This window comes from Nesterenkonia lutea (assembly GCF_014873955.1).
GTDB classification, from domain to species: domain Bacteria; phylum Actinomycetota; class Actinomycetes; order Actinomycetales; family Micrococcaceae; genus Nesterenkonia; species Nesterenkonia lutea.
This window is the reverse complement of record NZ_JADBED010000001.1, coordinates 1,000,190-1,020,765: the sequence shown is the minus strand read 5'-3', so window position 1 is coordinate 1,020,765 and position 20,576 is coordinate 1,000,190. Positions and strand designations below refer to the sequence as shown.

The 20,576-nt window shown below is 69.3% G+C and carries 15 protein-coding genes; 6 read left to right on the top strand and 9 right to left on the bottom strand.

Going from position 1 to position 20,576, the window contains the following annotated elements:
• Window positions 1-82: 82 nt before the first annotated feature.
• From H4W27_RS04650 to dut, 5 genes are all read right to left on the bottom strand, one after another.
• Entirely contained in the window at window positions 83-2,899 is a 2,817-nt protein-coding gene (locus tag H4W27_RS04650) for an aconitate hydratase (protein ID WP_192594892.1), read from the bottom strand.
• A 126-nt stretch (window positions 2,900-3,025) separates the two neighbouring features.
• A complete protein-coding gene (locus H4W27_RS04645; protein ID WP_192594891.1) occupies window positions 3,026-4,543 on the bottom strand; it encodes a class I SAM-dependent RNA methyltransferase in 1,518 nt (505 codons plus the stop codon).
• A gap of 7 nt (window positions 4,544-4,550) precedes the next feature.
• Complete coding sequence (locus H4W27_RS04640) at window positions 4,551-5,219, bottom strand: DUF3159 domain-containing protein (RefSeq protein WP_225939006.1); 669 nt, start codon at window positions 5,217-5,219, stop codon at window positions 4,551-4,553.
• Between the two features lie 46 nt (window positions 5,220-5,265).
• A complete protein-coding gene (locus H4W27_RS04635) occupies window positions 5,266-5,931 on the bottom strand; it encodes a DUF3710 domain-containing protein (protein ID WP_192594889.1) in 666 nt (221 codons plus the stop codon).
• A gap of 177 nt (window positions 5,932-6,108) precedes the next feature.
• Window positions 6,109-6,549, bottom strand: a complete 441-nt coding sequence (gene dut, locus H4W27_RS04630) for a dUTP diphosphatase (RefSeq protein ID WP_318782151.1) — start codon at window positions 6,547-6,549, stop codon at window positions 6,109-6,111.
• A gap of 61 nt (window positions 6,550-6,610) precedes the next feature.
• Here dut and H4W27_RS04625 point away from each other — a divergent pair, with 61 nt between their 5' ends.
• Complete coding sequence (locus H4W27_RS04625; protein ID WP_225939004.1) at window positions 6,611-7,132, top strand: DUF3093 domain-containing protein; 522 nt, start codon at window positions 6,611-6,613, stop codon at window positions 7,130-7,132.
• Window positions 7,133-7,207: 75 nt separating this feature from the next.
• Here the strand turns inward: H4W27_RS04625 and H4W27_RS04620 are convergent, their stop codons facing one another.
• Complete coding sequence (locus tag H4W27_RS04620) at window positions 7,208-7,507, bottom strand: DUF4193 domain-containing protein (protein ID WP_036475539.1); 300 nt, start codon at window positions 7,505-7,507, stop codon at window positions 7,208-7,210.
• 379 nt (window positions 7,508-7,886) lie between these two features.
• On the opposite strand from H4W27_RS04620, the gene sepH reads away from it, so the two are divergent.
• Window positions 7,887-9,617 (top strand): septation protein SepH, encoded by a 1,731-nt coding sequence (gene sepH, locus H4W27_RS04615; RefSeq protein ID WP_192594887.1) that lies wholly within the window; start codon window positions 7,887-7,889, stop codon window positions 9,615-9,617.
• Window positions 9,618-9,652: 35 nt separating this feature from the next.
• Here sepH and H4W27_RS04610 read toward each other — a convergent pair whose 3' ends face one another.
• Both H4W27_RS04610 and H4W27_RS04605 read right to left on the bottom strand, forming a co-directional pair.
• Window positions 9,653-10,849, bottom strand: a complete 1,197-nt coding sequence (locus H4W27_RS04610; protein ID WP_192594886.1) for an alkaline phosphatase family protein — start codon at window positions 10,847-10,849, stop codon at window positions 9,653-9,655.
• 17 nt (window positions 10,850-10,866) lie between these two features.
• The gene (locus H4W27_RS04605) at window positions 10,867-11,526 is read right to left on the bottom strand and encodes a DUF5998 family protein (RefSeq protein ID WP_192594885.1); all 660 of its coding nucleotides are present in this window, start codon (window positions 11,524-11,526) and stop codon (window positions 10,867-10,869) included.
• Between the two features lie 62 nt (window positions 11,527-11,588).
• On the opposite strand from H4W27_RS04605, the gene H4W27_RS04600 reads away from it, so the two are divergent.
• From H4W27_RS04600 to H4W27_RS04585, 4 genes are all read left to right on the top strand, one after another.
• Window positions 11,589-12,617: a 3-oxoacyl-ACP synthase III gene (locus tag H4W27_RS04600; protein WP_192594884.1), complete on the top strand. Its 1,029-nt coding sequence runs from the start codon at window positions 11,589-11,591 to the stop codon at window positions 12,615-12,617.
• Window positions 12,614-15,394 carry an alpha/beta fold hydrolase gene (locus H4W27_RS04595; RefSeq protein ID WP_318782150.1) on the top strand — a complete coding sequence of 927 codons (2,781 nt, stop codon included), beginning with the start codon at window positions 12,614-12,616 and terminating at the stop codon, window positions 15,392-15,394. Before H4W27_RS04600 ends, H4W27_RS04595 begins: the two co-directional genes overlap by 4 nt.
• The gene (locus H4W27_RS04590) at window positions 15,391-16,413 is read left to right on the top strand and encodes an NAD-dependent epimerase/dehydratase family protein (RefSeq protein WP_318782149.1); all 1,023 of its coding nucleotides are present in this window, start codon (window positions 15,391-15,393) and stop codon (window positions 16,411-16,413) included. Before H4W27_RS04595 ends, H4W27_RS04590 begins: the two co-directional genes overlap by 4 nt.
• 163 nt (window positions 16,414-16,576) lie before the next feature.
• Entirely contained in the window at window positions 16,577-17,764 is a 1,188-nt protein-coding gene (locus tag H4W27_RS04585) for a hypothetical protein (RefSeq protein WP_192594883.1), read from the top strand.
• A 53-nt stretch (window positions 17,765-17,817) separates the two neighbouring features.
• Here H4W27_RS04585 and H4W27_RS04580 read toward each other — a convergent pair whose 3' ends face one another.
• Complete coding sequence (locus H4W27_RS04580) at window positions 17,818-20,556, bottom strand: bifunctional acetate--CoA ligase family protein/GNAT family N-acetyltransferase (protein ID WP_192594882.1); 2,739 nt, start codon at window positions 20,554-20,556, stop codon at window positions 17,818-17,820.
• Window positions 20,557-20,576 lie beyond the last annotated feature (20 nt).

Sequence of the window (20,576 nt, the reverse complement as noted above, 5' to 3'; positions counted from 1 at the left end):
GGGCGCCCCGACCTGGTGGTCGGAGCGCCCCTGGCTGCGCTGAACGCCTCAGGCGTCCGGTCGCACCGTCACAGTCGGCTGATCACTTCACAAGCTGACGCAGCACGTACTGCAGGATGCCGCCGTTGCGGTAGTAGTCGGCCTCACCGGGAGTGTCGATGCGCAGGTCGGCGTCGAAGTTGACCTCCTCACCGTTCTCCCTGACCGCGGTGACCTTGACGGTCTTCGGGGTGTTGCCGTCGTTGAGCTCGGTCACGCCGGTGATCGAGTAGGTCTCGAAGCCGTCCAGGCCCAGCGTCTCGGCCGACTCACCCGCGGGGAACTGCAGGGGCAGCACGCCCATGCCGATGAGGTTCGACCGGTGGATGCGCTCGAACGACTGGGTGATCACGGCGCGGACGCCCAGCAGGCTGGTGCCCTTGGCCGCCCAGTCGCGGGAGGAGCCCGAGCCGTATTCCTTGCCGCCGAGGACCACCAGCGGGGTGCCCTGCGCCTGGTAGTTCACGGCCGCGTCGTAGACGGCGGCCTGCGGAGCACCCTCAAGGGTGAAGTCGCGGGTGTAGCCGCCCTCCACCCCGTCGAGCAGCTCGTTCTTGATCCGGATGTTGGCGAAGGTGCCGCGGATCATGACCTCGTGGTTGCCGCGTCGGGAGCCGTAGGAGTTGAAGTCCTTGCGGTCCACACCGTGCTCCAGCAGGTAGCGCCCTGCCGGGGTGTCCGACTTGAAGGCGCCTGCGGGCGAGATGTGGTCGGTGGTCACCGAGTCGCCGAGCTTGAGCAGCACCCGGGCGCCTTCGATGTCCTGGACCGCATCGGGCTCGAGCGTCATCCCGTCGAAGTAGGGGGGCTTCCGGACATAGGTGGAATTCTCGTCCCAGGCAAAGGTGGAGCCCTCCGGGGTCTCCAGCTCCTGCCAGCGGTGGTCCCCGTCGAAGACCGTGGCGTACTTGGAGGTGAACATCTCAGTGTCGATGGACTCCTCGATGATCTTCTCGACCTCCATGGGATCCGGCCAGATGTCGGCGAGGTAGATGTCCTTGCCGTCCCCGTCCTGGCCCAGGGCCTCGTTCTCGAAGTCGAAGTCCATGGTCCCGGCGAGGGCGTAGGCCACCACCAGCGGCGGAGAGGCCAGGTAGTTCATCTTCACATCGGGGTTGATGCGTCCCTCGAAGTTGCGGTTTCCGGAGAGCACTGAGGTGACCGCGAGGTCCTGCTCCTGGATCTTCTGCGCGATCTCCTCCTCCAGCGGGCCGGAGTTGCCGATGCAGGTGGTGCAGCCGTAGCCCACCACATAGAAGCCCACCTTCTCGAGGTACTCGATCAGCCCGGACTTCTCGTAGTAGTCCGTGACCACCTTGGAGCCCGGCGCGATGGAGGTCTTGACCCACGGCTTGTTGGTCAGGCCCTTCTCCACGGCATTGCGTGCCAGCACGCCGGCCGCGAGCATCACGTTCGGGTTGGAGGTGTTCGTGCAGGAGGTGATCGAGGCGATCGAGACTGCGCCGTGGTCCAGGTCGAACCTGCGGCCGTCGGGCATCGACACCGGTGTCGGGTTCGACGGACGTCCCTCCACGGGCGCACCCGAGGTGTCCCGCGGCTTGTCCGAGGGGGACTGTTCCTCCGTGGCCGAGTGTGACGGCGCGTCCGAGGCCGGGAAGGACTCGGCGGCGGCCTCATCGGCGGTGCCGTCGGCCTCCGCCGCCTGCTTGGCGTAGTTGTGGATGTCCTTGCGGAACTGTTCCTTGGAGTCGGTGAGCGCGATCCGGTCCTGGGGACGCTTGGGTCCGGCGATCGAGGGCACCACGGTGGAGAGGTCGAGCTCCAGGAACTCGGAGAACCGAAGCTCGCGGGAGGGATCGTGCCAGAGTCCCTGTTCCTTGGCGTAGGCCTCGACCAGGGCCAGCTGCTCATCGGTGCGCCCGGTCAGGCGCAGGTAATCCATGGTGACCTGGTCGATCGGGAACATCGCCGCGGTGGAGCCGAACTCCGGGGACATGTTGCCGATCGTGGCGCGGTTGGCCAGCGGCACCGCCGCGACCCCTTCGCCGTAGAACTCCACGAACTTGCCCACCACTCCGTGCTCACGCAGCATCTGGGTGATGGTCAGCACCACGTCGGTGGCGGTGGCGCCCGCGGGGATGGATCCGCTGAGCTTGAAGCCGACCACGCGTGGAATGAGCATGGAGATGGGCTGCCCGAGCATGGCGGCCTCGGCCTCGATGCCGCCGACGCCCCAGCCGAGGACCCCGAGTCCGTTCTCCATCGTGGTGTGTGAGTCAGTGCCCACACAGGTGTCGGGGTAGGCGCGCAGCGTGCCCTCGACCTCGCGGGTCATCACCGTGCGGGCCAGGTTCTCGATGTTGACCTGGTGGACGATACCCATCCCGGGGGGCACGACCTTGAAGTCATCGAAGGCCGTCTGGCCCCAGCGCAGGAACTGGTACCGCTCGCCGTTGCGCTGGTACTCCATGTCCATGTTGCGCTCGATCGCATCGGAGTTGCCGAAGGAGTCGATCTGGACCGAGTGGTCGATCACCATCTCCGCGGGGGCCAGCGGGTTGATCTGCTCCGGCTGACCACCGAGCTCCTTGACGGCCTCACGCATGGTGGCGAGGTCCACCACGCAGGGGACACCGGTGAAGTCCTGCATCAGGACCCGGCCCGGGGTGAACTGGATCTCGGTGTCCGGCTGGGCGTTCTCGTCCCACTGCCCGAGGGCGTTGATGTGCTCCTCGGTCACATTCGCACCATCTTCGGTGCGGAGGAGATTCTCCAGCAGGATCTTCAGGCTGTAGGGAAGGGTGTCATGACCCTCCACAGCGCTGAGTCGGAAGATTTCGTAGTCGGTGCCGCCGACGTTGAGAACGCCTTTGGCCCCATAGCTGTCCGCATTTTTCACTCGGGACTCCTCTGTAGTTGCCAGTCGTGCCAGCCCGGACAGGTCAATATCCAGGCCGATGAATCGGGTCACAGTCTACTCTTTCAGATTTCTGAGACCGCCGTCGTGTCAGGTCAGTCGTGCCGTTCACCTGCGCCGGGACCGCGTGAACAGGGCCACGGATTCCATGTGGTGGGTGTTGGGGTACAGATCGAAGACCCGCAGGTCGCGCAGCTCCCAACCACGGGAGAGCAGCGACTTGGCATCGCGGGCGAAGGAGGACGGCTCACAGGAGACGTACACGATCTGCTGTGCCTGCGTCGCGTCCAGCGCGCTGATCACCCGTTCGCCGGCTCCTGCGCGCGGAGGATCGAGGACGATGAGCTCACGGTCGCTGAGACGATCAAAGACCCGCTCCACGGAGGATCGCAGGACCTCCACCTGCGGTGACTCGGAGAAGAGAGCCTGCGCGCTGCGGCTGGACCCGGGGGCGCCCTCCACGCTGAGCACGGAGCCCGAGGCACCGGCACGCTGCGCGGCCCAGGCGGTGAACAGACCGGCCCCGGCGTAGAGGTCCGCGACACGGGATCCGGCCGGCACCTGCGCCAGGGCATCGACCGCCGCCACCAGGCTGGAGGGGGCGTTGCGATGGATCTGCCAGAAGTCCTCGGGCTGGATCTGGACCGAGCCGCTGGTTCCGTCAGGACCAGCCAGCGGCAGCGGTTCGGTGATCATTCTGGAGCCTGCGACGACGGAGTAGCTGAACCTGCGCGGCGCGGCGGCGCTCGTCGCCCCGGATCCGGCAGCGGCGGAGGCAGAGCCCTGCGGGCGGCGTCCGCGGCTCCTGCGACCCTTGCCCGCGCCGGCCCTGCCGGCGGTCCGCGCCGGGGCAGGCGTCGGCTCGGGGGTCGCCAGCACGATGTTGGCGATCGACGGCTCGGCCCGGTGCAGATCCGCCAGCCGTTCACCGAGCTCCTGGCGCTGCAGCTCCTGGAGGTCTTCACGAGCATGGACCACCAGCGTGACCTCGGACCCCGCCGCGGCGGCCACCGCGTCCACCCGCTCGGCGCCCTGGAAGCACCAGCCGAAGATCCCACTCTCATGGATCGACGCCACGGCCAGCGGCATGCCGCGAAGCTCGATCAGCTCGTGGCTGCGGTGCGGCTTCATGCTCAGCGCCCCCTCGGTGCCCACAGCGAAGCTGACCCGGGTGCGCCAGTGCAGACCGTGATACGGCCCGTCGGAGAGCACGTCCTCCACATGCACCTCTCCGTCGCCGGTGGCCAGCGGGAGGTGCTGATCATGGATGGAGAATCCACCGATGCGCTGCATGGTGTCGCGGAAGACCTGCGCCTTCAGCCGACGCTGATGCTGGTCGGTGATGTGACCGAACTCCGCGCCTCCCACCGGAAGACGATCGTTCTCGTGTGCGCGCAGAGAGTCCGCGAGCTTCCAGATGTGCCTGCGACGGTAGTCCGAGGAACTGACCACTTCGACGACATCGGCCCGCCAGTACTTCGCCCCCGGTCCGCCCTCGGTCACTCGTGCGCGCACGGTCTCGCCGGGTATGGCGTGACGGACGAAGACGACTCTGCCCTCGTGCCGTGCCACGCAGTGGCCTCCGTGGGCCATGGGTCCGATGTCAAGGGTCAGTGTCTGCGTCATGACGGCCTCAGCGATTCCTCTCGGTCTCCAGTGGTCCGACTGCGGGCGCCGCCGCAGGACGTGTGATCATCCATCCCACCCACAGCGCCAGCGCGTAGAGGGGGATGCCCATGACCAGCCGGGCGGTGCCCAGCCCCGCGACGTCGTCGGCGAGGTAGAGCGGGGCCTGCACCAGAAGGCGCGCCCCCGGCACGGCGACCAGGATCCAGGTGGCGAGGGCGTACCTTCGACGGCGCACCGGATCCTTGCGCCAATCAAGTCCCTCGCCGCGCACGATCCCGAAGAGCAGACCGAGGAACGGCCACCTGACCAGGATCGAGACGATGAAAGCCAGCAGATAGCCGGCGTTGATCAAGAAGCCCCAGGCGTAGAAGTCACGGGCGTCCCCGGAGCGGTACGCGACCAGCGCGCAGATCAGGATGCCCGCCAGTCCCGCCAGGGACTGCACCAGGGAGCCCTTCTGCACGAGTCGGGCGAGGGCGAACGCCAGCCCGACCGCCACCGAGCCGATCAGCGAGGGCACGAGCTCCTCGGTGATCAGGAACGCCACCAGGAACACCACGGCGGGCAGCGAGCTCTCCACGAGACCGCGCACTCCGCCGACAGATGCCAGCACATCCAGTGAGCCGTCGGAGCTGGTCTTCACCCTGGAACCGGCGGCGCTCCTCAGCTGCATCTCCTCGTCCCGGGAGGTCTGGGGTGCTCGGCGAGCTCCGTCCGGCTCAGGTGTCATCGCTGACCGGTGCTGCCGCTGGGTTGGGGCTGGGAGAGTCGTCGCGGCGCTCTGCGCGGTTGCGCGGGACCACCACCCGCTTGGCACCTTCCGGGGGCTGCAGCCGCAGCAGCTCCCGAGGCGGCAGCGGGTCATCGCCGCGGACGACGACGATCTTGGAGAACAGCTCCTCCACGGCTCGGGCCGCCGAGGCGTCGATGGCTCCGCGGCCACCCACCACGCCGCGCAGGAACCAGCGGGGCCCCTCGAATCCGATGAATCGGGCCACGCGCCAGCCCTTGCGGCCATCTTTGAGCACGGTCGGCACCCTCGCCGCCAGCTCCTTCCCGAAGCGTCCGTCGACCTCCTTGACCTTGCCGTTCTGCTTGATCACGGAGTCTTTGATCTGTTCGAGCACCTCGTTCCAGGTGCCGCCGGACTTGGGCGCCGAGAAGGGCTGGACCTGGATGCTGGCCTGCTCGACCATGATGGTCAGCGCCACCACGCGCTTGGTCTTCTGATCGATGTCCAGGCGCACCTGTTGATTCTTCGCCGCCGGGATCAGCAGCGCACCGAAGTCGAGGTACCCCTTTTTCGACTCCAGCTCGCTGAAGTCACGGGGTCCGTGCAGCACTGGTTGGGGCGTCGCCGCGCCGGAGTCGGCGCTCGAAGTCACCGATCCAGTGGTCGGGGAATCGGTCCCGGCCGAGGCTGGGGACGCGACCGAGGGGGGCTCCGATGCGGGGCTCGGGACCGTTGTCGTTGACGCGGTCGACTCGGGGGCCGCCTGTTTTGCTGCTGTCTTCTTCTTGCCGAAGAGCATGCCTGTCCTCCTGGTAGGTTCTCGGCTGGTCTAGCGCCCGGTGGAGCCGAAGCCGTCGGCACCGCGGTCACTGGCGTCCAGCTCCTCGACGGGGATGAACTCGGCCTGGTCCACTCGCTGCAGGATCAGCTGCGCGATCCGGTCTCCGCGTTCGAAGTGCACCGCCTCATCCCGGTCCGTGTTGAGCAGGCATACCTTGAGTTCTCCACGATACCCAGCATCCACCGTTCCCGGGGCGTTGAGCACCGTGACGCCGTGGCGGGCCGCCAGTCCGCTGCGCGGATGGACCAGACCGACCCAGCCGACCGGCAGCGCGAGGGCGACGCCGGTGCCGATCAGGCGACGCTCGCCGGGTTCCAGGGTGAACTGCTCTGCACTGAGCAGATCTGCGCCGGCATCACCGGCATGAGCGTAGTGGGGCAGGCTGAGTCCGGGATCCAGCTGTCTGACGGGCACTGAGATGCGATTCACAGCCCCGAGTCTACCGCTGGGCTCGACTGGACTGCTCCGCCGGACATGCGACGATGGTGTCATGAGTGACACGAGTGGTATGAGTGCCGATGCTTCCTCTTCCCAGACGGAGCAGGTGCCGGTCTACACCGAGAAGCTGTGGCCCGCCTGGTGGCTCTGGGTGGCGGGAATCCTGCTGGGAGCCTCGATCTCGCTGATCTTCTTCCCGATCAGCATCACGTTCGGGCTGCTCACCGCGATCATCGGTATTGCGCTCGTGGTCTTCGGACTGGTCATCACCACCCCCACCATCGAGGTCACCCCCGAGTGGCTGCGCGTGGGGCGGGCCCGGATTCAGCGGATCCACCTGGGCCGGATCGTCGCGCACAGCGGCGATGCCGCGCGTGAACAGCTGGGACCGGGCTTCGACGCGAGTTCCTACCAGTGCATCCGGGGCTGGACCGACTCTGTGGTGACCGTGCAGATCCTCGACCCCCGGGACGCGACTCCCTACTGGATCTTCTCCACCAGAAAGCCGAACGCCGTGCTCTCAGCACTGGGCTCCGAAGAGCCCGTGCAGGAGCACGGCGTCAGTTTCGAGTGAGCCCGGCCGGCTGGGACCGGTCTCATGTCCACACGTCAAGGACCAGGCGGGGTCAGCCGCCGCGGCCGGCGCGGATCAGCCCTCGCAGTCCTTGCAGAAGAACATCCCGTTCTCTTCACGGGCCACCTGGGAGCGGTGCCGCACCAGGAAGCAGGATGAGCAGGTGAACTCATCAGACTGCGCGGGCAGCACGCGGACCTGCAGCTCCTCATCGGAGAGATCGGCTCCGGGAAGCTCGAACCCTTCCGCCGCCTCCGTCTCATCCTCGTCCACCACAGAGGACTGCCGCGAGGTGTTCCGGTTCTTCAGCTCCTCGATGGAGTCTTCACTGGTCTCGTCGTCATTCTTCCGCGGCGCGTCGTAGTCAGTTGCCATAAGAGGTGCTCCACACTCCGGTTTCTCGTGGTCGAAGCGCTCGACGAACGGCTTCTGGTGAAGCTGATTGAGCGCGATTTCCCTGTGGCGTGGCCCCTGTCGGCTCGAGCTCACGCCCGCTCCACAGAACACGTGGGAAATTCTGGTCGGACAGATTGTGTCCCATCCGGATCGCAGGACCAAATCCTGTCCATCGGTTGAGCCCTGGGCTGACACTCCCCGGCGCATGGGCGCTCCGAGCAGGAACCACACAATGTCATGAGAACCGCCGCTGGGCAATAATCCTTCCAGGAGTGGTTGAGCAGTGCGGCAGGTTTTGATCCTCCCCGCGATACAGTGGCCCGAACAGCCACCAGCTCGTTCTTCGGAGGAAGCCCAAATGCAGCACCTGCGCATCGTCGGGGTCGACGAAGGGGACGGCGAGCCGCAGCTGATCCTCTCCGACGACTCTGGTCACGAGTTCGCGCTGCCAGTGGACGAGGCTCTTCGTCAGGCTGCGGCGAGACCCTCTGTCCGACCGTCCGGGACCGACGCCTCCACGAACCCCCTGACCCCGCGCGAGATCCAGTCCCGGCTGCGCTCCGGCGCCACTGTGGACCAGGTGGTCGCCGCCTCTGGTCTCACCATGGCACATGTCCAGCGCTACGCGGGCCCGGTGCAGGCCGAACGTGCCTATATGGCCCAGCGGGCGCGGACCACACAGATCGCCGCCGCCTCCGCGGCTGAGTCTCACCGTGTGGCCTTCGGCGACGCCCCGGCCACGCTGGAGGCCATGGTCAAGGTCCGCCTCCGTGCGATGGACGTGGACCTCTCCACCGTGAACTGGGATGCCTGGCGCCGCGAGGACGGACTCTGGCAGATCACCTGCCTCTTCGACGTGGACTCCTCGGCGACTCACGGCCCGGGCATCGGACTCAAGCCCCCGGCTGAATGGGTCTTCCAGGCCGAGACCCGACATCTGCGGGCCGCGAACCGCTGGGCCGAATCGCTCAGCGTTCTGGCTCCCTCCGCGCAGGCCTCCTCGGCCGATTCTGACCGCCCGGGGGTGCGCCGACTCTCTGCGGTGGACACTCCGTTCAACGTGGAGGACTCCAGCCGCACCGCAGGTCTCAGGTCTGCGTCGGTGCCGGGCGGCCGTTCGGGTCCACCCAGCGCCTCTGGCACGGGCGCTGATGCTCCCTCGGGTGCGTCGGCGACGTCAGCTGATCGCTCCTCCCCGGCCGGGGGCACCGGGCAGGACCGCACCGCCCATTTCTCCGACGGACGCTTCGCCGGCGCCTCGCGGCGCGGCGGGGAATCCGCACCCCGCGGTGAAGGGCGGGAGCACGAGGACCTGCTGGAGGTGCTGCGCGCGCGCCGGGGTCAGCGACTCGGTGCCGATGCGGAAGCTGACGACCGCCTCGCACTGATGCTCAATCGCCAGGATCCCCCCAGATTCCCCAGCGACGACTCCGGTGAGCCTGGGCATGGCGCGCCAGCAGGCAGCAGCGAGGGTGCCGGCGAACCCGACGAGGCTCGGGACTCTGCGCGGGACTCTGAGGACGAGCACTCCACGATTCCGCTTGCTCGGCTGCGCCCGGTCACAGACCACGGGCCCAGCCGGAGCCCCCGCGAGACGCCGCAGGACCAGCCGGACTCCGAAGGCGAGGCGTCGGACGGTGCGGAGGCAGAGCACACCGAGGCGGGTCACACGCACCCGGACCACCAGGTGCACGCGGACCAACAGAGGCCCGGCCAGCGCAACCCGGACCAGCGCACGCCCGGCCAGACGCTGACCGGTCAGCGGCGGCCTTCCGGGGAGTCACAGCGGTCAGCGCTCGGCGCCCAGGATGACAGTTCCGCAGGAGCCGGTGCCGAGGCAGGGGACGCAGCGGTCGACGCCTGGGGCTTCGCCTATGAGGAGACACCCGCAGATCCCGAGTCTGCGGGCAGGACCGACCGGGGGTCAGCCGAGACGCGGGGAGCTCTCCCCGCCTCGAGTCGAGACGACGAGACAGGGCCAGAAACAGAACAGTCTGGGGCCACAGCGAGGCCGCGCCGGAAGGCTCCTGCTCGACGGGCGAGCATGCCGAAATGGGACGACATCCTCTTCGGCTCCAAGAACGACTGACCGCAGGAACGACTGACTGCGCCTCGGAGGCGCGGTCATGCCCCGCTGAGCTGCACCAGCGGCACGCGGCGTTCAGCCTCGGTGAGCGAGCCATGCTGGCCCACCATCGACAGCGGAGCCTGGCCCACGCGGTCACAGTGGTACAGGGCGATATCGGCATGCACGGCCACCAGCACGTCACCGATGCGACCTGCGACCCGATCTGCCACCGGCCCGAACCACCCGGCTTTCAGCGCCTGCTCCCGGGTGAGGATCCAGGCGCGCTCCCCGTATTCCTCGGCCCAGGCAGAGCGGATGTCCTCGGCCGCAGCACCGGACTCGGCGTAGAGCTGCACCAGTCTCGGTTCCCCTCCGGTATGGCGCACGCCCTCGAGCAGATCCTGCCGCCCGGAGAAGTCGATGCGATTCTCCGCTGCGACGTCGACCATGCCGTGGTCCGCGGTGAGCACGACCGAGACCGCACTCCCCCAGCGGCGGGCGAGCTCTGTGGTGAAGCGCTCTGCCTCCGCGTCGAGCGTCTCGAGCATGGTCAGCCACTGGGGAGAATCCACGCCGTGGCGATGACCGGTCTTGTCCAGCTCGTCCACGTAGAGATAGACGAGCTGCTTCGGGGCCGGGCCCTGCCGGACCACACCCGGGCCGCGCCGCTGCGCGCCGATCCACTCGGCGGTGCGCCGGAAACGGGCATCCATGCGGTCCGCGCCGAGGAACTCTCCGCCGGCGAGCACGGCCTGGGTGAGCTGGGACTGTGCGAACTTCGGCCGGGACGCGGTGAGCACCGTCGCGCCGGCGGCCGCGGCTCGCCGCAGCACGGACGGCAGCGGCTGCCACTGGGCGGGATCGACGTCCGGGTCCCAGCCGCCGAGCATGTTCACCACTCGATCGAGCTCGGGGGCCAGGACGTCATAGCCCACCAGACCGTGCTCACCGGGAGCGGCACCGGTCCCCAGCGAGGCCAGGGAGGCCGCCGTCGTCGTCGGGACCCCGACGTCAAGGATCGCGGAGCGGGCGCTCTGCCGCCAGGCCGAGGCGATGAATCGGGCATGACCGGAGCAGCGCGCCAGCAGCGCGTCGCCGAGCCCGTCGACCATCAGCACCACAGTGATGTCCGCCTCCGGCAGATCCAGCCGGTTCTCGAAGCCCTTCAGCCCCAGGGTTCCGGCGGCAGAGGTCATCACGTGACGCAGGTGGGCGCCGTCGTAGTCCGGGGGCGGTGGCAGCGGAAGGCTCATCGAGACGCAGAGGCTGCTCAGCGGGCGTGCTTGACGCAGGCTCGGCGCAGGGCGCGGACGAAGCTGCGTGCCTCGTCCACGGCAGTGTCACCCTCGGCGGTGGCGGCGATGCGCAGCGTGATGTCCTCGGGCACCCAGCTGCCGGTGTCCCCGTGATCGGCGACGCACTCGGGGTTCCCGCAGTCTGCCGGATAGGTGTCGAAGCGTGCCCCGCCGGTCCAGGTCAGGTTCAACGAGACCTCGGCCAATGAGCGGTCAGGAGTGAAGTGCTCCGGATGCTTGTGCACCTCGGAGAGGATCAGCGACCGGATCCGGCTCACCGGAACCACTTCGGTGGAGATCCGCGCCACGGTGTCCGCACGCGGCGGGTGCGGGGAATCTCCATGGTCGAAGGCGGGACCGTCCTCGGCCTCCAGATCGTGGTCATCGAGGTGCGCGACGACGACGACGTCCTCGGCCAGCGCCACCACGGTGATGTGACGGTGGACCTCCTCCATGTCGAAGTGGGTGTCCACATGCACGATCTGATGGGTGGCCTCGCGGCCGTCGAGCGCCTCGGTGACCGTGTGGTGCACCAGTGCTGGATAGAAGCCGCCGCGCTCGATGGCTTCCTTCAGAGAGAAGGTGGAGGCGGCCGTGCGGTGCTTCTCTCCGGACCCGTGCTGGCTGAAAGTCATGGGATACATGCTATCCGGTGCAGGGATTCGCGGGCGCGCCCCACATACGAGATACTGGTGCGGTGCCAGGAAACGCGACTTTTCATCACCGCAACGCTTCCCTCCTCTCCGTGACGGAGGTTCAAGCGCCCGAGGTCCTGACGTCCAAGGATCTCGACAGGCGCTTGGCGGATGCGCTCAAGCGCCTGCGGCTTCCGACGGGCCTGCTCCACCGGGTCGCCGGGGTGAAGGCGCGGCGCAACTGGTCGCGCCCCGGTGATGTGCGGGCCGGCACGGTGGAAGCCGGACGCAGGGCTCTGGCCGCCGCCGGGATCGCCCCGGAGGACGTCTCGATGATGATCAACACCTCGGTGACCCGCGAGCACCTGGAGCCCTCCGTGGCCGTCGGCATCCACCACGATCTGGGCCTGCCCACCTCCGCGATGAACTTCGACATCACCAATGCCTGCCTGGGATTCGTCAACGCCATCACCCTGGCCAGCTCGATGATCGACGCCGGGCAGGCCAGATACGTCCTGATCGTCAACGGCGAGGACGCCAAGAAGGTCCAGGACGCCACCGTTGAGCGGATCAATTCGCTCGAGAAGATGGTCTCTCGGGATGACTTCATGGCGGAGTTCGCCTCGCTGACCCTGGGGTGCGGGGCCGCCGCGGCGGTGATCGGTCCCGCCGATCAGCACCCGGAGGGCCACCGGGTCATCGGCGGCGTCACCCGGGCGGCCACCCAGCATCACGCGCTCTGCGTCGGGGACCACCGCGGCATGTTCACCGATGCCCGCGGCCTGCTCGACGGCGGCCTCGAGCTCGTCATGGATGCCTTCAACGATGCGCGCGAGCACTTCGACTGGGACACCATGGATTCCTACATCACGCACCAGGTCTCCCAGCTGCACACCTCTTCCATCGTCAAGGCGGCCAAGCTGGACAAGAAGCGGGTCCCGGTGACCTACCCCGAGCTCGGCAACGTCGGACCTGCCTCCCTGCCGATCACGCTCGCGCGGGAGGCCGAGCGGCTGCAGCGCGGAGACCGGGTGCTGTGCATGGGCGTGGGCTCCGGACTGAACACCGCGATGCTGGAGATCCAGTGGTGAACCTGACTCCCCGCTTCACACCCATCCCGGCAGCCGCGGCACGACTGCCCGCTGACCATGCCCCCGGCGGCGCCTCCGCCTTCCCCGGGCTGGACCCGGCGTGGTCCCGGCTGGTCACGGCCAAGACCGACGACGGCGCCCGCACCTTCCACGTGCTGGACACCGGGCCCGCGCTCGCCGCCCGCGGGATCCGGCCCACCGGCACGATCCTGGCTGTGCATGGCAACCCCACCTGGTCCTATCTCTGGCGCTCGGTGCTCGCCGGCGCGCTGGAACGCGCCACCGAGGGCGCCGCCTGGCGCGTGATCGCCCCTGATCAGCTGGACATGGGATTCTCCGATCGGCTCTCCCACCCGGTGCCGCCCGCCGCCGACGCGGTCAGCTACCGCCGGCTGCAGACGCGCCTGGGCGACCTGGACGCGCTGATGGACGCCCTCGACGTGGACACCTCCACCCTGGTGACCCTCGGCCATGACTGGGGCGGCGTCATCTCGCTGGGCTGGGCCGTCCGGCAGCGCGGCCAGGTGGACGCCGCGATCACGCTGAACACCGCAGTTGACCACCCCGTCGGCGAGTCGGTCCCGGCCGCGCTCCGGGCCGCGATGGCACCGGCCGTGCTTCCGGCCACCACAGTCTCCAGCGAAGGCTTCCTGCGGGTCACCCTGGGCCTGACCGAAGAGACGCTGACGGCAGAGGTTCGCGACGCCTACCGTGCTCCCTACGCCTCACGGCGCGGCCGCGGCGGGATCGGCGGCTTCGTCGCCGACATCCCGGCGGAGAGCTCCCATGTCTCCCGCGCCGCCCTGGACGAGATCTCCGCGGGTCTGCGCGCATGGGAGAAGCCCACGCTCCTGCTCTGGGGTCCCAAGGACCCCGTGTTCCAGGACCGCTACCTCGCGGACCTGCAGGAGCGCGTGCCCCACGCGGACCTGCACCGGTTCGAGGGTGCCGGTCATATGCTCGTCGAAGACCGGGACATCGCTGCTCCGCTGTTCACCTGGCTGGACGATCACTTCGGGCCGGGCCCCTCCCGAGACGAGCTGCGCTCCCCCGAGCCGGCCGGTGAGGTCCTCGGACTGCACGAGCAGCTGCGCGCGATGACCAGGTCGGCGCGCCGGGACACCGCCGCCGTGGTCGACATGACCGCAGAGCCCTCGGCCTGGAGCACCGCCGAGGACGCCGCGAACGACGCACGGGCGCTGAGCTGGGACCAGCTCTCGGCACAGGTGGACGCGCTGGCCGTGGGCCTGCGCAGCACCGGCGTGCGGCGCGGGGACCGCGTCTCGCTGCTGGTGCCTCCGGGGAACTCGCTGACCGTGGTCCTCTACGCCTGCCTGCGCATCGGCGCGGTGGGCGTGGTCGCCGATGCCGGACTGGGCGTGCGCGGCATGACCCGCGCGGTGCGCAGTGCACGACCCGACTGGGTCCTCGGAGCGCTGCCCGGACTCGGCCTCGCCCGCAGCCTGGGCTGGCCGGGACAGCGGATCAGCCTGGATGCGCTGTCCCCGCGCAGGCAGCGGGCGCTGGGCACCGTGGCCGACGTGGAGACGCTGCTGGCCCGCCATGAGGGACAGTCCCCCGATGACCAGCCCCACCCGGATCCGGCGGACCCCGCGGCGATCCTGTTCACCTCAGGCTCCACCGGGCCCGCCAAAGGCGTCATGTACACCCATGCGCGGCTCGGCGCGCTCGCGGCGCTGCTGGTGGAGCAGTTCGACATCCGGCCCGGAGCCTCCCTGATCGCCGGGTTCGCACCCTTCGCCCTGCTGGGACCCGCCATCGGCGCCACCTCGGTGACCCCAGACATGTCCGTGACCAGGCCCGCCACGCTGACCGCCCAGGCTGTGGCCGATGCCGCCCTGGCCGGGGACGCCACCATGTTCTTCGGCTCGCCGGCGGCGCTGCGCAACGTCGTGGCGACCGCCGAGGAGCTCTCCGCCCTGCAGCACCGTGCACTCGGGGAGATCCGGCTCGTGCTCTCCGCAGGGGCCCCGGTGCACCCGGAGCTGCTGGACGCGGTCCAGACCATCTTCCCCGCCGCGCAGATCCACACCCCCTATGGCATGACCGAGGGCCTGCTGCTGGCTGACATCGAGCGCCAGGGAGTGATCGACGCCGCGGCCACCGGGCAGTCCGGGGTCTGTGTGGGCACAGCGGTGGACGGAGTGCGGTTCGCGCTCGCCCCGCTCGACGCGCTCGGTCGTCCCGCCGAGGAGCTGCGCGAGGCGGGCGATGCCGTGGGCGTGCTGGGTGAGATCGTGGTCTCGGCGGCCCACCTGAAGGCCGGCTATGACCGGCTCTGGTTCACCGATCGGCAGTCTCAGCGTGACGTCCGCGACGGGCTGATCTGGCACCGCACCAATGACATCGGCCATTTCGACGCGGAGTCGCGGCTCTGGATCGAAGGACGCCTGCAGCACGTGCTCGCCACCGCGCAGGGACCCCTCGGTCCCGGCGCTGTGGAGACTCCCGTGGACGCCCTGCCCGAGGTCGCGCGCAGCGCCGCCGTGCCGGTGGGACCCGCGGGCACCCAGGCAGTCGTGGTGATCGTGGAGCCGGCTCCGGGCCGGGCGAACCTGCGCAGCGGCCGCTCTCCCCTGGCGGAGGCCTCCTTCGCGCGACGAGTGCGCACCGCCGTGCCCGAGGTGTCGGTCTCCGCGGTGCTCGTGCTCGAGGAGCTGCCCACCGATGTCCGGCACAACTCCAAGATCGACCGCACCCGGCTGGCCGCCTGGGCCGAGCAGGTGCTCGCCGGGGGCAGGGTCCGCGCGCCGTGAGCCGGGTGATCGAACCCGGCGCCCGAGTCCTGGTCACCGGTGCCTCCGGCCTGCTGGGCCGCAGCGTGGCCCAGCGCCTCACTCGTGAGGGCTACCTGGTCACTGTGCTCCAGCGCGGCGCCTCGGACCTCGATGGCGTCCAGGAGGTGCGCGGGTCGCTCACCGACCCGGCCGCGATCTCCCGCGCGGTGCAGGGTCAGCACGCGGTGATCCATATGGCGGCGAAGGTCTCCGTCTCGGGGCGGCACGAGGACTTCGTGGAGGTCAATGTCCGCGGCACCCAGCGGCTGCTCGACGCGGCCCAGGCAGCCGGGGTCACCGACTTCCTCCACGTCTCCTCCCCCTCGGTGGCCCACGCGGGCGCCTCGCTGATCGGAGCCGGGGCGGGGCCGGCAGACCCGCGCCATGCCGTGGGCAGCTACGCGCAGACAAAGGCCGAGGCGGAGCTGATCGCGCAGGCGCGGGGCGGTTCCGGGCTGAATGTGCTGATCGTGCGTCCGCACCTGGTCTGGGGGCCCGGGGACGGGCAGCTGACCAGCCGGATCATCGACCGGGCCCGCTCGGGCCGGATGCCGATCCTGGGCTCCGGGGCCGCTCTGGTGGATACGCTCTACATCGACAACGCGGTGGACGCCTTCATCGCCGGGCTGCGCCGACTGCCGCAGATCGCCGGGCAGCGACTGGTCCTCACCAATGCGGAGCCCCGCCCGATCGGTGAGCTGATCACGGGGATCGCCGCCGCAGGTGGTGCGCCCGCACCGCGGCTGCGCCTGGCCCCCGGACTCGCCAAAGGCGCCGGCGCCGTCGTCGAACGCCTCTGGGCGCTCAGCGAGAAGCTCGCCGGACCGCGGGCCGACGAGCCGCCGATGACCAGGTTCCTCGCGGAACAGCTCTCCACCGCGCACTGGTTCGATCAGCGGGCGACCCAGCGGGCACTGGACTGGGCCCCACAGATCAGCGTCGACGAAGGGTTGGAGAGGCTGCGCGAGCACATCCTCCGCACCGGCGCGGTCCGCTGACCCGCTGTCCCGCTGACCCTCTGTCCCCCCACCCTTCCTGGGTGGTTGAGTTCTCCGGCGGATACGTCTCCACAGGAATGCTCAACCGCCCCGGATGAGCCGAGCACTCCACAGCTCCAGACGTCGCCAGGTCGGTCTGTGGGCGGTGCGGCAGGCTGGGACCATGCCTGCCGACCCCGCTCCGATCCAGCTCATCCGCTCCTGCTGGCAGCCCAATGATCTGCACAGCGCCACGCGGCTCTCGGCGCTCGTCGCGTCCGGACACTGCCTGCGCGTGCGACGCGGAGTCTACGTTGCGGCCAGCGACTGGATCCGCTCCCCGCCGTGGGTCCGTGCGGAGATCGCGATCGCCGCCATGGCGACGCGCCTGCCGGAATCGCTCTTCTGTCGCGAATCCGCGCTCCTGCTCCACGGGCTTCCGCTTGCCAGGACGCCGCCTCATGTCACGCTGCGGACCACCGACCCCGGTCTCGTCGGGATCAGTCGCCGCGAACCGATGACCGGCACGACTCGCGCGCAGAGCTGGCTCGCGAGCTATCACTCCAGACACCCCGAGGACGGCGCGACGGCGACGGCGCTGCTGAACCTCCCCACCCGACGCATCGAGCCCGTCCTGCCGCACGGCATGACGCGCAGCAGTCTCCGCCAGACGCAGCGCGGCGGGGCGAGCACTCCGCACCAGGTTCGGGTTCCTGCTGCGGCTCTGACAAGGGTCACCGGGCCCGCCGGGGGATATCGGCTGGAGCCGGTGGAGCTCGCCGTGCCGGACACCGTCTCGCGCATGCCCTTCGCCGAGGCAGTGGTGGTCCTCGACGCGCTTCTCGCGCAGCACGCCCACGGCGCGGGCGGCATCGAATCTGAGCCCGCCGGCTGGGGCGAGGAATTCCTCTCCCGACGGCTGGCTGCGCGCTACAAGGCTGCCCTGACCTTCGCCGACGCCGAGTCCGAGTCTCCCGGAGAGTCCGTCTCGCGGGCGCTGATCCATGAGCTCGGCTTCGCTCCCCCGGCGCTGCAGGTCATCATCACCACCGAACTCGGCGAACAGCGGGTGGACTTCGAATGGGTGCTGGCGAGCCGCGCCGGGGCCGCCCCGCGCCACATCGTGGGCGAGTTCGACGGGCGCGGCAAATACTTCGACGCGGCCCTGCTCGACGGTCGCAGCCCAGGGCAGGTGCACTATGCGGAGAAGCTGCGCGAGGATGCGCTGCGCCGGACCGGGCGCGGGATGGTGCGCTGGGGCTGGGCCGAGCTCAACCAGCCCGAGGCGCTGACGAAGCGGCTGCTCCAGGCAGGCGTGCCCCGAGGCGCACCCCGCGCCCGTCCGGAAGCACCACTCTTCCTGGGTGGTTGAGTCTTCCGGTTGCGACGTGCCCACCGGAAGACTCAACCACACAGGGCAGGTGGTCAGTAGCGGCTGATCGCGCGGCGGGCGGAATCTGTGCGCTGCTCCGGGTTAGCGATCTCGATCGCCGCATGCAGCACCTGCACGCCCTCGGGCGAGGCCAGCACCGGGGTCAGCTCCAGGGACGCCACCTGGGGATGGTTGTCCTTGAGCATGGCCACCCGCTGGAGCGTGTCCTGCAGTCCGGGGATGTCCACCGCTGGGACTCCCTTGTACCCGAAGAGCCGCTTGGCGGCGCGCGGACGGCGCACCAGGCCGCGCAGGTCCTGGTCGGTGAGCGGGGGCACCGCATGCGCCCAGTCATCGAGCAGCTCCACGGCGTCGCCGGAGAGGCCGAAGGAGACCACCGGACCCATCAGCGGGTCCTCGATCGCACGGACCACGCAGCCCTGGCCGGCCGGGGCCATGGACTGCAGCTCCAGCCCGGCGGCGCCATAGTCGGCCAGCACGTGGCGCATCTCGGCTATCGCGCGGCGCAGGCCCTCGGCATCCTCGATGTTCAGCTGCACCCCGCCCAGGTCCAGGCGGTGGCGCAGATACGTGTTCGTTGACTTCACCGCCACCGGGTAGCCCAGCTGTTCGGCAGCCGCGAGGGCCTCCTCCTCCCTGGAGAACGCCACGGAGCGCAGCACCGACATCCCGTAGACCTCCAGCAGCTCGGCACACCGGTCCGCGTCCAGCGGCTCCAGCGCCGCACCGGAGACGCCGTCCAGCCAGCCGTCCAGGAGCTCGTCGCCGCGCCGGGAGACTGCTGATCCCTCGAGGCCGGCCGGCACGTAGGCCTCCCCGATCCCCTCGGAGCGCCAGCGCTGGTACCGCACGATCTTGGCCAGCGCCACCAGGGACCGCTCGGGCGAGGAGAAGACCGGGAAGCCCTGCTGCAGGGATCCCTCCTCGATCACCGGGGCGGCATTGCCGATATGGTTCAGCGGCACGCTGGAATCGAGCACCCCGATCCAGGAGGCCACCATGGGCTTCGTGTGCTGCCGGGCGGTCTGCGAGATGAGCCGGCTGTGGTCATAGTGCTCCCCGGTCACCGAAGGCTGCAGGCACAGCGCCACAGCATCGACGTCGTCCGCGGTGAACAGCTCCTCCAGGGCGCCGGCCAGGACCGCGTCGGACTGGGCGCGGGGAAGGTCGAGGTCCAGATCCCCGACGACGCGGGCCGCGGTCAGTCCCAGGGTGCCGGCGGTGTCGGCGAGGATCCTGCCCATGGAGGGCGAGTTCGAGAGGATCCCGAGTCTGCCGCCGCCGGGCAGCGGCTGAGTGGCGAGCACCTGCAGCACGTCCATGAGCGAATCATGGTTGCCCACCTGGATCACCCCGGAGTGTTCCAACATGGAATCTACTGCGCCCATCGGGGCCCGGGTGGTGCGGACCTCGTGCCCCGGGGGCAGGCTGCGACCCATCACATCGGATTTCGCGACCACCACCGGCTTGGTCCGCGAGAGTCTGCGGGCGATCCGGGAGAACTTGCGCGGGTTGCCGAAGCTCTCCAGATAGACGCCGACGGCGCGGGTGGAGTCATCGTCCTCGAAGTACTGCATCGCGTCATTGCCGGAGAGGTCCGCGCGGTTGCCGGCGGAGATCACCGAGGAGAGCCCCAGCTCACGGCGGTTGGCCTGGGCGAAGAGCGAGACACCGATCGACGCCGACTGGCTGAACAGCCCCACGCCCCCGCGCAGCGGCATGGTCGGCGAGAGCGAGGCGTTCAGCGAGACATCCGGATCGGTGTTCATCAGGCCCACGGAGGCGGGGCCGATGACGCGCATTCCCCAGCGACGGGCCAGCTGCACCAGCTCGCGCTGATCGAAGGGCGGGTGATCCTCATCATTGCCGGTCTGCCCGCCCAGCCCCGGGGCAGTCACCACCAGGATCCCTTTGACCCCGTTGCGACCACAGTCGGCCACCACCTCGGTCAGGTGCTCCGTGGGCACGGCCACCACCGCGAGATCGATCTGCTGCTTGATGTGTGCCAGCGAGGCGGATGCCTCCACTCCCCCGACCTCGAAGGCTTCGGGGTTCACCGAGTGCACGCCGCCGGTGAAATGCCCCTCGACCAGGTTCTGCACGAGGTGATACCCCACCGAGCCGTATTCCCGCGAAGCCCCGATGACGGCCACCTGCTCCGGGGCGAGCAGCTCCGCCACGCTTCGTGACTCGGCGCGGTGCTCGCGGGCCTCCATGACCGCCCGGGACTTCTCCGTCGGGTCGATGGGGAACTCGAGCATGACCACGCCGTCCTCGAAGCGCCGCTGGGTCTCATAGCCGGCCTCGGAGAACACCGTCAGCATCTTGCGGTTCTCCGGCAGCACCTCCGCGGAGAACCGTTCGAGTCCCCGTTCGCGCCCTGCGGCGGCCAGGTGCTCCAGCAGCACCGAGCCGAGACCGCGGCCCTGATGTCTGTCCGAGATGTTGAAGGAGACCTCGGCCTCACGGGTGCCCTCGATCCGGTCGAAGCCGCCCACTCCGATGATCTCCTCATCGAGCAGGATCACCATGGCCACCCGGTCCATATGGTCCACCTGGGTGAAGCGGATGAGCTCCTTCTCCGTCAGCGCTGACTTGAAGGTGAAGTATCGTAGGTAGATTGAGGAGTCGGACTGGGAGGAGTGCATCCGCTGCAGCCGCTCCGCGTCCTGGGGACTGATCGGTCGCAGATGGGCCGCGGCCCCGTCACGCAGGACGACATCTGCTTCCCAGTGCGCCGGATATCCGCCGGTTCGAGGTGCCTGACCCATAGGATCAAGACTAACCATCA